The organism is Psychromonas marina (genome assembly GCF_030161115.1).
GTDB lineage: Bacteria > Pseudomonadota > Gammaproteobacteria > Enterobacterales > Psychromonadaceae > Psychromonas > Psychromonas marina.
Genome location: NZ_BSPQ01000001.1, coordinates 388,491 through 402,732 on the forward strand (window position 1 = coordinate 388,491; position 14,242 = coordinate 402,732).

At 37.8% G+C, this 14,242-nt stretch carries 10 protein-coding genes and 1 tRNA gene; 8 read left to right on the forward strand and 3 right to left on the reverse strand.

Going from position 1 to position 14,242, the window contains the following annotated elements; translation table 11 throughout:
• Positions 1-37: 37 nt before the first annotated feature.
• Positions 38-799 carry a FlgO family outer membrane protein gene (locus tag QQK09_RS01925; RefSeq protein ID WP_284202420.1) on the reverse strand — a complete coding sequence of 254 codons (762 nt, stop codon included), beginning with the start codon at positions 797-799 and terminating at the stop codon, positions 38-40.
• 164 nt (positions 800-963) lie between these two features.
• Between QQK09_RS01925 and QQK09_RS01930 the strand changes: the two genes are divergently transcribed.
• The 3 genes from QQK09_RS01930 to QQK09_RS01940 all read left to right on the forward strand — a co-directional run bounded on the left by QQK09_RS01930 (position 964) and on the right by QQK09_RS01940 (position 3,783).
• On the forward strand, positions 964-2,112 hold the full coding sequence (locus tag QQK09_RS01930; RefSeq protein WP_284202421.1) for a flagellar assembly protein T N-terminal domain-containing protein: 1,149 nt from the start codon (positions 964-966) through the stop codon (positions 2,110-2,112).
• Positions 2,113-2,130: 18 nt separating this feature from the next.
• A tRNA-Arg gene (locus QQK09_RS01935) sits at positions 2,131-2,206 on the forward strand.
• Positions 2,207-2,622: 416 nt separating this feature from the next.
• Positions 2,623-3,783 (forward strand): hypothetical protein, encoded by a 1,161-nt coding sequence (locus QQK09_RS01940; protein WP_284202422.1) that lies wholly within the window; start codon positions 2,623-2,625, stop codon positions 3,781-3,783.
• A gap of 688 nt (positions 3,784-4,471) precedes the next feature.
• Here QQK09_RS01940 and QQK09_RS01945 read toward each other — a convergent pair.
• A complete protein-coding gene (locus QQK09_RS01945; RefSeq protein WP_284202423.1) occupies positions 4,472-4,996 on the reverse strand; it encodes a hypothetical protein in 525 nt (174 codons plus the stop codon).
• 788 nt (positions 4,997-5,784) lie between these two features.
• Here QQK09_RS01945 and QQK09_RS01950 point away from each other — a divergent pair.
• From QQK09_RS01950 to malE, 5 genes are all read left to right on the forward strand, one after another.
• Positions 5,785-6,105 carry a cupin domain-containing protein gene (locus tag QQK09_RS01950; RefSeq protein ID WP_284202424.1) on the forward strand — a complete coding sequence of 107 codons (321 nt, stop codon included), beginning with the start codon at positions 5,785-5,787 and terminating at the stop codon, positions 6,103-6,105.
• A gap of 1,045 nt (positions 6,106-7,150) precedes the next feature.
• Complete coding sequence (locus QQK09_RS01955; RefSeq protein WP_284202425.1) at positions 7,151-8,524, forward strand: MATE family efflux transporter; 1,374 nt, start codon at positions 7,151-7,153, stop codon at positions 8,522-8,524.
• A 697-nt stretch (positions 8,525-9,221) separates the two neighbouring features.
• Positions 9,222-10,367: a HAMP domain-containing protein gene (locus QQK09_RS01960; RefSeq protein WP_284202426.1), complete on the forward strand. Its 1,146-nt coding sequence runs from the start codon at positions 9,222-9,224 to the stop codon at positions 10,365-10,367.
• A gap of 131 nt (positions 10,368-10,498) precedes the next feature.
• Positions 10,499-11,749: an early set domain-containing protein gene (locus QQK09_RS01965; RefSeq protein WP_284202427.1), complete on the forward strand. Its 1,251-nt coding sequence runs from the start codon at positions 10,499-10,501 to the stop codon at positions 11,747-11,749.
• A gap of 200 nt (positions 11,750-11,949) precedes the next feature.
• A complete protein-coding gene (gene malE / locus QQK09_RS01970) occupies positions 11,950-13,185 on the forward strand; it encodes a maltose/maltodextrin ABC transporter substrate-binding protein MalE (protein ID WP_284202428.1) in 1,236 nt (411 codons plus the stop codon).
• A gap of 187 nt (positions 13,186-13,372) precedes the next feature.
• Here the strand turns inward: malE and QQK09_RS01975 are convergent, their stop codons facing one another.
• Positions 13,373-14,236, reverse strand: coding sequence for an ABC transporter permease (locus QQK09_RS01975; RefSeq protein ID WP_284202429.1), 864 nt, complete (start codon positions 14,234-14,236; stop codon positions 13,373-13,375).
• Positions 14,237-14,242: the final 6 nt, after the last annotated feature.

Consider the following 14,242-nt stretch of genomic DNA (forward strand, 5'->3'; position numbering starts at 1 on the left):
CAATATATAACAGACTTTAATTAATCGAATTGTTAGTTTATCTAACTAACTGAACTTGTGCGCTACTTTTGTTAATAAAACGGCTATCACGTGCGAGATATTTTTTACTTTGAGCATTGTACTCACCACCGACAAACATATTATGTGGAACAAATGCACTGCTGGTTGATTCAACCAGATTTGATTTCGCATTAACGATTCGTATATTGAAAATAACCCCTTCTTCATTACGCGACATAGTACCTGTCAATATACGCTGTACATCTAAGTTTTTGTTTAACTTCTTCCAATCACGCGTTAAAGCAAACTCTCCGGTTTCAACTAACTGGATATTACCCGTTAATTTAAAATCGATAACACGTAAATGGCGAATATGTAACTCGTGAAAAAATTGCTCAGAAACAGTTTGTCCAAGCCAGTTTGTCACTGAGTGGTCATTCAAATCAACAATAGAGGTCAGTGCGATGGGTTGATTATGGTATTGCTTAGGGAAATTATATAAAAGTTGGTCAGCCATTTTACTCACCACTTCAGACAATAACAGTGACTTCTCACCATTAAATGAATAGCGTTGACCGAAACCATTAGACTCTGTTTGCATCACCGCTTGTTCTTGATTATCAGCAGTATTCACTGAATGTGTTACATAATAATACAGATAATCATGGTTATTTTGACCTTGGCTATTCACCGTTACTTCTGGTTTATTAGCATCTTTCTCGGTATTGCCTTTGTGCGTTATCAGCGTACATCCCTGCAACAATAAAAGAGCTGCGGTGATAAGTAATATTTTTTTCATCGATGCCTGCCTTGAAGAATATGATTATTGATTAATTCAAAGAGTTTATCGGCATAAAAACAGATAACTTTAATCGTCAATAGAATAAATAAAACAAAAATATCAAGCTAGTGGTATACATTTTGCTTTGTTTAGCAGGTTAAACATTCAATCAAGGTCATTCCATGAATAGCTATGCTTTATTTTTCCTACTTATTTTTTCTAGCATCACACAAGCTCAGTGGTTTGAGTCATCAGCAACAGCGGTTGTGAACGATGGTAATTGGGAAGGTGCTCGTGAAGATGCACTTAAAAAAGCGGTAAAAAATGCGCTACTTTTCTCTGGAGGAGCGATCTCTAGCCTGCAACAAGTCAAAAACGGCGTATTAGTCGATAATAAATTAGTATTAAATAGTGAAGGGGAAATAAAAGCACTGGCGATTATTAAAGAAGAAAAAGGCAATCAACGCTTAGATATCACCATTAAAGTCGACATTCAACAATCAGCAGCAAGCTGTGAAGGCAGCCACTTTCCAAAATCGATTGCCCTTACCCGTTTCAAATTAAATACCCCCGAACAAGCAGTCGACGGCCGTATTTTTGATATCCACCAGCTGATCAGCAAAACCCTCTTTAACCAACTCCAGCTTTCTCCACAAATACTCAATGTACGCCAGTTTATTGACTCACCAGTTAAGCTAGGAACTCAATACCAAAATAATAACCAGACAGACACGCTGCACGCATTAGCAACAACCAGTGACAGTCAATTTATTGTGTATGGCGAAATTAATGACATCTCGGTACAGTTTAAAAGTAAAAATAGCTTATCTTACTGGATCAGCGATCCCACTCGCTACTTTCACCTCACCGTGTACCTTTATGACGCGTTGCAGGGACACTTAGTTTCTAGCAAGCAGTACCGCACACAAGCCGACTGGCAATATAACCAACATGAGCAAGCTAACCTTCAAAGCAAAGCCTTTTGGAAAAAAGATTATGGGCAAGCAATTCTCTCGCTACTTGATGAGGTCAATACAGACCTAACGGCGCAACTACAATGTCTACAGCCAACAGCAAAAGTGATATCAGTAAAAAGTAATAGCGTACAAATTAATCTTGGAAAACATAACGGCCTAAAACATGACAGCCTATTATCGTTATTTCATTCAAGCAGCCAGAAAGATCAATTTGGCATTGAACGCAGCTCAATAAATCAATACCCAAGCACCATGAAGGTGGTAGAGATAGGCAATAACAGCGCGCTGATACAGCCGGTCGATAACCACCCATTAGACAATATTCAAATTAATGATGTAGCACGTGTTAAATAGTTGATATACTAGATAAATCTCTTCATAGCTCAACAGGATAGAGCACCCGCCTCCTAAGCGGATGATCGGGGTTCGAGTCCCTGTGAGGAGACCATTCAATTCAAAGCCCACAAACGTAGTAATGACTCACTTAAGTTTAAAATGCACATAGTAGGTGTAGTTAGTGAATATAAATATATTCATACATGCCATAAATTACGTTTGATCCAAAAACGCGCCCAAAAATAATAAGTTCAAGAAGTAACTCGCTCGCCCCCATTGCGAAATAGAAAATCAATTTAGATTTTGCAATTCAAAATTAAAGACCATACCCATTATTATTTCTAGTTATGCTCATTGCCTCATTACTATATTTTTTTGAAAATGCAGTGATTAATCCCACAAAGTACACATATATCTACATTAGAGATATTTTAATGTGTAGGCTTTGATGTAAGTTTCTGCTTTTGCATTTTTATGGCTATTCAGCTCTTTATGATAAATAAAAAATTAACTCTACGATTTAAGAAAATGATGATTAAATTCCACCTTTTAGGCGTTATTCTTCTCTGTCAGAGTACGTTTTCTTTTGCTAACACGGTAGTTTTGGGAGATAACCTTTTATTAAACCCAGGGTTTGAAGTTAATATTGATGGCTGGTTGCTACCCACAGAAGCTAAAATAATGGCTGGAAGCAATACCAATCAATCTTCATTCTTGCTGATGCAAGCCACTTATATCGAAGATAATGGGTACAACAATCAAATACAAGCTTCTCAATGTGTTGCCATTGGTAATGCCGAAGAGTTTGAGGTCAGAGCTGATTTTAATTATCAAAAATCACCCATCATTGCCTATGGGCACCGACTTAACCTAGTGTGGTACGAAGGGGGGAAATGTGACCAAGGCGGCCAGTATGGCACCTACCTACAGCCCAAAAAAACACTAGGCTGGCAAACATTGCATGATGGATCAATTAAGGCAGCATTAAATGCTAAGTCAGTGCAGCTAACCCTTGTTCAGAATCAAAGAACATCTGCAATTGAGCTATCGCTCCTAGAAAAATGGTGGTCTGAACTACTTTCTTTTTTTGGTTTTTTTTATGCGCCTGAATTAGCACAAGGAGCATGGGATAATATTACTTTAATCCCAACTAAACTCGTAAAAAACACCCCTGCAGAATTACGCTTCTCTAGCGAATATAGCTTACCTCGTGGTGACAATTACTTAAAGAATCCGTCTTTTGATTCAAAAGCGCATTGGCGAGTCTGGCACGGTGGACAATGGGTAGCTAATGAAGAAGGCACTAACCACGGTGCTTTAAAAACTAGCTTATCCAGCAAAACTAACTCACTTGGTACTGGGGCATTTAGTCAATGTATTAACTTAGGCCGAGGGGATGTATTTGAAACAGGCATACGTTTTAAAGCTGATCCTGAATCATCACAAACGGGTGGTGGGCGTATCAGAGTATCTTGGTATCAAGATTTAAATTGTAAAGGGCGTTATACCACATCGGGCAGGCATGCAGATCCCAAAGTGATTGAAGGTTGGCAAGAATTACATGTTCCGGAGTTAATACCTGCAAAAGGTGCTAGAAGCGTGGTGGTGTCAGTTATAAAGTCAATCCATGGTCCAGGCCAGCATTCTGCCTTTTGGGATGACGCCTATTTCCGTGAGAGTAAAAAATAAACCAAGTACGAGTATCATTATGATCTGTTCATCTATTTAAAGCTTTTCGATGAGTGTTTAACAATTGTATCAAGTCTTTCCTTTTGCCATTAAGCTCACTATTGAGAGATAATTAGCATAAATAAGGCCTAAACAGATAAATAGATAAATAGAGCAAAATTTCTAAGTCGCAATGTGCCCCATAGCGAGCTAGAATATCAACTCGATTTCGTCCCAAAAGAAACTTAGATACTATAATTGATCTCCAGCTTTACTTAACCAAAATAGTTAAAAACTGATTCTGAGTAGAAACATTTAAATAATATGATGGTCAGTTTCACTACTTTCTCAATAAATGAAAAAGTCATTCCTATTCAGCCCTAGGTATCACCTCACCTTAGTTAGTAATACTTAAGTCTCTTAAAACACACTAAAAACTAACTAAAGGAAGCCACATTAAAATTAAAAATCCAATGCCATACGACTTTAAATACTGCAGAAAAGATCTCGCCCCCCCATTAACTTTTCACTAATGTATATTATGAAACTATCTTTTAATGATGCTTTTTTTCATCTAGGAGTTAGCTTGTTATGATTCAATCTGGCCAATCTCAAGTATCTTTAGCTGATACTCAATACTCTAGAAAATTCTTGGAGCATCGACGTCATATTTAATGGCTATCCAGTTTTATACTCTAGGTACATAGACTCAAGCATCGCATTGAGTCATCAATATAAGTGCTTTACCTTGTTTATTAAATGCAACCGTAGTTGGTTCTTCACTATCAAACTTTATGCCGACAGTCGCACTGGTTATTTCATTACCGGACACTCGGATATTACCTAATTCGCTTCTCTCCAGTGTGTCGTCAACATCAATTGTAAAACTGACTGACTGTTTTGCATTAATTGATTTAACATTCAATGATAAGTGTTTATCACCATCTTTCACTTTTCCTGAAGATGTTAAGGCTAAGTCTCCCTCTGTTACTTCAAAGGGTTGAAAAACTTCTACGCCTTGACCCGCTGCAGTTGTATCAAATATCAAGCCGCCTTTACTGTTAGAAAGATCCACTTTCAAAACAATATTTTGTAAATTACATTCACTGGTATTTTTAAAGACAAATTTATCTTTTGGCGCTCCTTCCAAAAACTTCACTTCTATATTGGCATAGGCATATTCGCCACCGCACAACATAACCAGTAACACTGCTGATAATAAGATATTAGACATAATATTCACCCTAGCTTTGATAGTATTGAATTGACATTAATTTATACAATAACAATACGAGCCATAACGGTTTGAAGATCAACATTAACCGTGAGTACCTATCTGAAAACACTCTGGAAGATAAAGATCAGGACACTCAGAAACTTTTGACTGATATACTTTCTTGTAATTCTTGATCTTTTCTCTTTTTTACGTGTTGCACTGGTTTTTCTTGCAAACGAAGAGAATAGGGGCAGATCTTGCTTTTTGCTACTACTCTCTATTGAGAGGAAATCAGCATAAATTAGGTATTCCAACCGATAATAGAGCAAATATGCTAAGGCGCTCTGTGCCCCTAAACGAGTTAGAAATATCAGTAACAAACTCCCCATTATAAAATGATTTGTCTACCAATATAGTTACTACAGAACTGTAGACATGCTCTCATTTCAGCGAACTCATTAAGCGAAAATTATAAGAGGCAATTAGTTATTTTTTTACTACTTTATATCAGCCAATTAACTTTTAGGGTTCCATAAATAGGTGCAACAAGTTCCAGTAAAAAATATATGCATGTCCTGATCTTCTTTAGGAAATTAAATTATTTATCTAGTGTCGAAAAATATGCTACCATTTGTAATACAAAATGATTAATACGTAATGATACTAATCTATGATAATTGCATGGGTAAACTCTCCCTTCGAGAGTTGCTTGTTATTAATAGACAGAGGTAACTCAACAGCTGTTAAGGTTTAATGCCTAACAATGTAGAATATTTTTGTCGTACTGAAAATAAAAAGGTGAAAACATGTTTGTATACAATAAAGACGTTGTTCTTGAAGAGTTTGATAACGGCCCTTCACGTAAGGTTCTAGCATACAGCGAGAACATTATGACTTGTGAAGTACATTTCGAAACTGGTACAGTGGCAGCAATGCACAATCACCCACACGAGCAACTAACTTACGTTGTTTCTGGTAAATTTGAATTCACTGTTGGTGAAAACACTCAGATCGTTACTGCTGGTGATGCTATCTACAAAGAGCCAAACGTTATGCACGGTGCTACGTGTCTTGAAAAAGGTATTCTTATCGATAACTTCACGCCAATGCGTAAAGACTTCGTATAAAAAACAAATAGAACCCAGCTATTTAGCAGGGCTCGAAAAGTTTATGAGGCTCCGCAATTGCGGAGCCTTTTTGTATCTAGCGAGATTGTAAACTTAGTATTGGAGGGCAAAGTAGTAAGCCAGATCGTAGCTGAAAGTCTAAAAACGCAAAATGAAAGATCTGCCCCACTTTGCACTTTTAATCCTCGCTAATAAAATGGTTCGCCTCACCCTAGTCTAAACTTAGAGCCATCCTCAATAACAAGGTCAGTTGGTCTCTCAACTCTAAATGACTTTTCACCTTTCTATACCCGTTACCATTCAAGGTGCTTTATTCAATCGCCAGCTCGGATACCAAGGCAAGGCGCAGTATGATGACAATGGCTAGCCCTTATCAAATACAGCAACGATGAATTAGTTTTCGAGCTGACGACCCGCAGGGCAAGTTTTGAGGCAAACATATTCGTTGTTAGAAAGTATCGATTGAACCCGTTAGACCTTCAACTTCCTACCTAGAATCTGTTCACCTCACTGCTTGTTGATTTTTGAACCTGAATGATAACGGATATATACACCATCAGTTTTATCTTCGATATTCTATACAGAAGAGACCCTAACTGGATCACAGTATTATGGATACTGATCATCAATCGCCTTGCTCAGTTCAAGCCTTTTCTTTAAAGCTAATTTAGTCATATGCTTTTCTTTAATTTAATTTAATTTTATCTTCTATATGACGGATTTAACATTGAAATGGGTAACGATTAAGTCCAATGCGCCACTAGTAAAAAAGTGTCATTAATAACTAATGATCTGATTCGTTACAATGTTCGCTTACAATAAATTGGTTAGATAGTTGTGAACATTTACCATATTACGATTCTGAGGTGTGTTAAGGGCAGTTAACTACTTGTAGTGAATGAAATATATCAACTTCATATTTAACTAACATCCCCAGGGTATTTAACTTATAGTCAGCATCAATATGACTGTAACGGCCTTTCATGCCTAAGCGAGTTAATATTCGCCACTCTAAACTTTTCTCTATTAATCATTCGAGTACGACATGAATACCATAGAAAGCCAAAATAATAATGCCCTTGATGGTCCCATCATTAGCACTTTTTTAAAGTATCTTCTTCCCTCCACCGTTGGCATGCTGGCAATGAGTTCAGCTTCCATTGTAGATGGTATTTTTATTGGCAACTTTGTCGGTGTCGAGGCACTCGCAGCGGTCAATCTTATCATCCCATTACTCTCAGTGCTCTTTGGTGTGGGACTCATGCTCGCGATTGGTGGTTCGGTAAGAGCAGGTAAGTTTCTGGGACAAAAAAAACAAAACGCAGCCTCAGCAATATTTAGTAAAACCCTGATCGCCACCATCGTGTATGCGATTGCCATTATTGCGATTGGTCTACTGCTTGAGCCTATTCTGTTTCGTTTACTCGGAGCGGGGGAAATACTCGCGCCGTTAATGAGTGAGTATTACCGTGTGGTACTACCCTTTTTTGTCGCACAACTAAGCACAATTGTACTGTATTTCTTTATTAGACTGGATGGTTTCCCAACACTGGCATCGACAGCATTAGTAATAGGAGCAGTGCTTAACATTGCGCTTGATTATCTTTTTATCGCCGTCTTTGACTGGGGATTAAGTGGTGCAGCCTGGGCAACCGGTCTATCGCAACTATTACCATTATTAACGCTATTAGCCTACTTTTTCAAAAAAAAGCGTAAGCTTCACTTTTCAATAAAACAAAACAACTGGTCAGAAATTTTTCACGCGGCCTATAACGGCTTATCCGAATTCATTAATGAGATATCAGCAGGAATAATCGCGCTTATTTTCAACCTACTACTCATCTCTCGCGCGGGCATCGAAGGCGTTGCAGCGATCACAGTACTGAACTACCTCTTGATGTTGGGTTTCATGGTCTATTTTTCCATTGCAGACACCGCACAAGTGATGATCAGCCAAAATTTTGGGGCTCGAAACGTAGCACGCACCAAGCAGTTATTAGCAACCACCTTGTTGGTAACCAGCGTTGTGAGTGTCATTGCGATCTTGATTTTATTATGTTTCAACGAATCACTGATCACGATGTTTCTCGATGACCAAGGCACGGAAAAAACCGCTACGATGGCGATAGAGTTTGTTTATTACATGTGGCCAATATTTATATTCGCAGGGGTAAACATGGCGATATCTGGCTATCTCACCGCGATTCACCTACCATTTCAGTCCGGTGTTGTCTCTATTTGTCGTAGCCTTATCTTCCCTGCAACATTATTGATTACATTGTTTATGCTCTTTGACGATAATCGATTTGTCATTGCCCTGCCTATTGGTGAATGCCTAACCTTTTTGATCGCCCTTGCCTATTTCATTCGCCATAAACCTGAACGCGCCATTGCAGAAGATCACGTTAAAAATGGATAGTTACTTAAACGAAAGTAAGGATAAATAGAAAGATATCCACGGTATTAATGGCATTGCAGTGCGCAAAGCGCATCTGGTTGGGTGTTTTAATCTGACTTTTAAAAATAATAGTACCAAGTCTTGAACCTTCAATTTAATAAACTAAGATAATTTAGCTAGGGGCTTTGTGCCCCATAGGCGCTTAGAAAACACGACTATGTGTTACGTTAGTACTGAGCCACAACACAGTACGTATTTTTCAAATCAGTGCAAATTATAAGGTACTGTGTTCTTTTAATAACAACTTCACATGACAACAGTTAGTTTCTTTGAATTAACGAAATTTATTTTTGATAAAACAGCCTACTTTCAGAAATGAAAAAGTATTTTAAATTGCAGATTTAGATCACTGAATTGTACGTGACATGCATTTTATCTATGAAGAAATGAAAAAATAGCATTTCACCCCACATCACCAACCCCCTATTATTCATAGACATACAGCAAACAGAACGATGTATCTAATGTAAAAGCCGTTTAATAACATTAAATTCTGTCATTAAACGTCACCATAACAAGGAGGAAAATAAACCCTATTGTCCTCGTGATTCAAGTAATAATTTAAACATTAGACGCTAAAGAATGGCTGTATAGACATTATCAATGCAGCTAAAAACCAATAATTCAAAGCAATTTAAACGGGTGAAACAAAAATCACATGCTAATTAAAAACAAATTAATCATCAACACTGCGGTCACTGTCTCGAGCATGTTAGCCATGCTATTTCTAATGAACTTCTCTGCCTCTACAGCACAGCAAGAAATTCTACTCGCACAAAATACCAGTAAAATTGAAGCCGGAGTATTGCAATTAAGACTCCATGAAAAGAACTTTTTAGTGCGCAAGAAGGTCTCTTATGCGGAGCAATTTAACTATCAAATTACCAACCTGAAGTTAAGAATTGAAAAATTAAAAGAAGACTTAAAAGAGATCAACATATCAAGTCTTGAGACGATCTCGCTAAGCCAAAACCTAGCTAACTATGAACGATTTTTTAGTAAAGTTGTTGAAGCACAAAGACGCATTGGCTTTACCCCTCAAGATGGTCTTTACGGTGAACTTAGTGACGCGGCCAACAACGTAGAAGCGACTATTCCTGACTCTGTTATATTCTTAAAAATGATGCTGGAAGTACGAAGCAGTGAAAAGAATTACATGCTTCTCTTTGATGATAAATACCTTGAAAAATTTAATAACGATTTTGATGTATTGCATAACAGTGTGAAAACAAGCTTCTTAATGAACTCCCAGAAAAAGCTGACCTTAGAGGCACTAGAAGCCTATAAAGCAACATTTTCATTACTGACTAATGAGCAACAAAAACTAGGTCATCACTATGATCAAGGTTTCCAAAAAACAATGAATCAAAATGCCATAGAGTTTCAATCTAATTTGATGAGTTTAGTGAAACAAAGTAATGAAGCGAGTAGTGAATATATGAGTAAAATCATGAAAATTACTTACGCATTATTCATCTTGGCACTCTTAATTTCGATTATCACTGCCTGGGCATTATCGCGCAATATTATTAGTGCTATTTCACATATTAAAAACGCGATTATGAAAATATCTGAAAGCAACGATTTAACCATTGTTGTCGAGACAAAAAGTAAAGATGAATTTGCTGATATCGCCAAGGTATTCAATTACATGATTTCAAACTTTCAAACATTACTTACTTCGATTAAGAAGTCCGAGACTAATTCAGAAAAGGCCCCTGAAATCCTCAGCGAGACATTCAGTGAGGACTCCTTCTGGGATGATTTTACACTTGAACTATTCCCTGGCGATGAGAAAAAATAGAAGCTTAAATGGCTCATTAATAATGTGATTAATCCATTATTGTAACAAAAAATAAAAAGCCCATTTATATGGGCTTTCAAAATAGGGATAAAGGGATGTACCGCAACGCTTTAATTGTAAGTTTAATTTTTATGTCATCTTTTAGCCTAGCTTCAATAGAAACACTGGCGCAGGTAAAAAAAGGCAAAAACGAGGTTAAAGTGCAAAAAATCGGAGAATCCGCATGCACTTTAAACTATAAAAGTGGCGATCACTTAACCACTGAGGGTGCACCGGTTTTTTACACCTTTCAAGTAGAAGTCGCAGAGGGTGAAATACAAAGAGGAATGCTGTCATCAATTCCACATTCAATAAAACCTAATCGCAACATCACCTTATCTTTCTATGATCGTTACGATAAAAACATCTATGAATATAGTGGCGAGGTGTCTCAATACGGTCAAATATTCTATTCAACCAATTTATATTTACGCTTTTTAAGATCTAAAAAAACACTGATTAGGCAAGGCAACGTTGCTGCAAATATGCCGCTTTATTCACAGGTAAATATTCCGAATAGTGTAAAAAACAAGTTCGAAAACTGTGTTAGTAACCTCAAGAACGTACTACAAAAATACTGTGCAAGTTCAACGTCTGCCACTAAACAATGTGAAGTAAATCAGCAGCGAGGGACTAAAGCATTCGCAGGTCTTATCATTAAAGAAGATCCGGTAGAGGTAGCAAAGGCAGCACAAATAGCAAAACTCAAAGAGCAGGAAAAAGCGGCACAACTAGCAAAACTTAAAGAGCAGAAAAAAGCAGCGCAGCTAGCAAAGCGTAAAGAGTTAGAAAAAGCAGCAAAACTTAAAGAGCAGAAAAAAGCAGCACAAATGGCAAAACTTATCGCCCTGGAAAAAGCAGCACAAACGGCAAAAGTTATAGAGCTGGAAAAAGTAGGACAAGTGGCAAAAGTTATGGAGCAGGAAAAACAAAAAACACCCATAAAAATGTCGCGTAAAGATTTTATGGCAGCGTGTAATAACCCAACAATAAATGAAAGAGGCCCAATTAAAAAGCAGCTATATATTCGAGGGAACTTTAAAAATACTGCTTGGGGAACTGACAATAAACGCGCCTTTAAATATAAAGGAAATAATATCTATCAAGTCGTTATTAATGAGAAAGCAGGTCGTTACCAAATGCAGTATGCGAGCAAAGACTGGTCATTACAATTCACCGCTAATTACTTGGCTTTAGAACCCGCTGTTGAAAACAGTTTAAAGAAAGGCTATTACGAACAAAATACCACCGTAGCATTACCTGAGTCAGGGAAATATGTTTGGAGTCTTCAATTCTCTGAGAGCGGTGCACCACAAAAAATATTGGTTTCATTGTGTAAGTGATGTCTAGCATGCCTTTAATAATAGTATTAGAGGCACGTTACTTGGTTCAAGGGGCATCAGTGCGGGGGGGCAATTCCGGCACTTAAAATAGTTATATATTGGCCTATAAAATCATTGATTTTATTGACCAGATTCACTCATTAATAAGAATCTAATCTGCCTTATGCTGAATTAGCTTCACCTATAATAAAGGACAAAATATGCGCCACTTGTTAGGAAAATTATCCAAAAATTTAAAAATATTAATTGCTCTGCTTTTTGCGGCGGTACTCATTACCATTATTTGGTTTGTTACTCAGACGATCAACAAAAACCAGCCTGCCCCAGCATCTTCAGCACAGCTAACAATATGGATAAATGGTGATAAAGGTTACGACGGATTAGCGTTAGTTGGCAAAAAATTTGAATATGATACCGGGGTAAAAGTGATTGTTGCACACCCAGATGAATTAGCAGAAAAGTATCAACAAGTCGCAGCAACCGGTGATGGACCAGATATTATATTTTGGGCACACGATCGCTTTGGGCAATGGGCAAAAGCCGGCTTGCTGGCTGAAGTAAAACCAAGCGAAGCTTTCAAAGATAAAATAATTAATTTCACTTGGAATGCGGTGACTTATAACAATAAATATGTGGGTTACCCTATCGCAGTCGAATCTCTTTCTCTTATCTATAATAAAGATTTAATTGCCACACCTCCTACCACTTGGGAAGAGGTAAGCGCCATTGATCAACGTCTGAAAAAAGACAATAAATCTGCCATCATGTGGAACCTATCAGAACCTTTCTTTAGCTGGCCATTACTGGCGGCCGATGGTGGTTATGCATTTGAATTTCAAGACGGCACGTACAATCCCCAGGATACTGGCGTTAATACGACGGGTGCTAAAGGCGCATTACAGTTTATTGTCGATATGATTGAACGTAAAGAAGTAAGCCCTGATGTCGATTATGCGATTGCCGAGTCTGCATTTAACAGCGGCAAAACAGCAATGACTATCAATGGTCCTTGGTCATGGGCTAATCTAGATAAAAGCGGTATTAACTACGGTGTTGCAGTACTTCCAACCTATAGAAGTAAATCAGCGAGACCATTTGTAGGTGTTTTAACAGCCGGTATTAATAGTGCAAGCGAAAATGAATTATTAGCAAAAGACTTTATTGAAAATTATCTGTTAACCGATGAAGGCCTAGCACTTGTTAATGATGATAAGCCACTCGGTGCTGTCGCATTAAAATCTTACCAAGCCGAATTGGAAGAAGATCCTCGTATCAATGCAACAATGAGCAATGCCGAAACAGGTGAAGTGATGCCTAATATAGCTGAAATGTCTAAGTTTTGGTATGCCGAAAAGGCAGCCATTGAGAATGCCATACAAGGTCGTCAGAGTGTTACTGATGCTTTAGATGGAGCAGCAGAGACTATTTTGAAATAGCCATTAAACACGGCTCTTTCTTATAAAGACCGTTAATGAGATCAGTACAAAGCCCAGTGTTATAGGTATAACAGTGGGCTTTTTTTATAGACGGCAATACATGTCTGCGCTTTCAACAGCCTGTTAACGTAGCTAAAATATCATTCTCTCAAATCGACAACACCACTCCCCCGCTCAGATTAGCTCATTACTTAATAGAACTATTTTTTCCCTTAAGAAAATAATTAGCGAATGCCAATAATATACTCGCGAGCATTAATAATAATGAAACCGCATTGATAACAGGTGTGGCACCTTCACGCAGGCGATCATAAAGAGTAATAGTTAACGGGCTGTCGGAACCAACCAACATCAAGGTCGTATTGAAGTTTTCGAAGGACATAAAAAAACTGATCACGGCGGCACCAACAATCGCAGGCAATAGGTAAGGAATTGTAATCGTGCGTATCGCCTGTAACTTGGTTGCCCCTAAATTTAACGCGGCCTCTTCTAAACTGAGATCAAAATTACGTAACCGTGCAGCAACAATCAAGGTACAAATCGTCGTAATGAAAGCGAACTGACCGACGACGACCAATGCCAAACCAGGTCTCAGTATTTCGATATCAATAGCCCATACTTCGTCAAAATAATTGGCAATCGTTGAACTCATAATTAAGATCGAAACACCTAAAATAACCCCCGGTATCACTAAGGGCAATAACATCAACATATATAAAATATTTTTACCCGGAAAGGTTTTTCGTTCAAATAAAAACGCATTATTGACAGCTAAAGACACGGCTAAAATAGTCGTAAAACTGGCAACCAAAAAACTTGTTCCGATTGATTTATATAACTGCTGATCATGAAATAAACCGAGTTTTGGCTCTGCATCCGAGAAAAACCAACCCCAGGTAAAACCCTGCCAAGGTAAAGAGGGAAATAAGCTGTCGTTGAATGCAAACACTGCAACAACAACCAATGGCGCCATTAAAAAAGTAAAGAATATAAAAGCATACAGCCTGAAACTTGATTTAAATAACTTTGACTGGGGAATCGATGGAATCATAAAGCG

Excerpts from the sequence above, each read along its gene's own strand:
- QQK09_RS01925 (WP_284202420.1), bottom strand. The coding sequence starts at position 799 with ATGAAAAAAATATTACTTATCACCGCAGCTCTTTTATTGTTGCAGGGA.
- QQK09_RS01930 (WP_284202421.1), top strand. The coding sequence starts at position 964 with ATGAATAGCTATGCTTTATTTTTCCTACTTATTTTTTCTAGCATCACA.
- QQK09_RS01940 (WP_284202422.1), top strand. The coding sequence starts at position 2,623 with ATGATGATTAAATTCCACCTTTTAGGCGTTATTCTTCTCTGTCAGAGT.
- QQK09_RS01945 (WP_284202423.1), bottom strand. The coding sequence starts at position 4,996 with ATGTCTAATATCTTATTATCAGCAGTGTTACTGGTTATGTTGTGCGGT.
- QQK09_RS01950 (WP_284202424.1), top strand. The coding sequence starts at position 5,785 with ATGTTTGTATACAATAAAGACGTTGTTCTTGAAGAGTTTGATAACGGC.
- QQK09_RS01955 (WP_284202425.1), top strand. The coding sequence starts at position 7,151 with ATGAATACCATAGAAAGCCAAAATAATAATGCCCTTGATGGTCCCATC.
- QQK09_RS01960 (WP_284202426.1), top strand. The coding sequence starts at position 9,222 with ATGCTAATTAAAAACAAATTAATCATCAACACTGCGGTCACTGTCTCG.
- QQK09_RS01965 (WP_284202427.1), top strand. The coding sequence starts at position 10,499 with ATGTCATCTTTTAGCCTAGCTTCAATAGAAACACTGGCGCAGGTAAAA.
- malE (WP_284202428.1), top strand. The coding sequence starts at position 11,950 with ATGCGCCACTTGTTAGGAAAATTATCCAAAAATTTAAAAATATTAATT.
- QQK09_RS01975 (WP_284202429.1), bottom strand. The coding sequence starts at position 14,236 with ATGATTCCATCGATTCCCCAGTCAAAGTTATTTAAATCAAGTTTCAGG.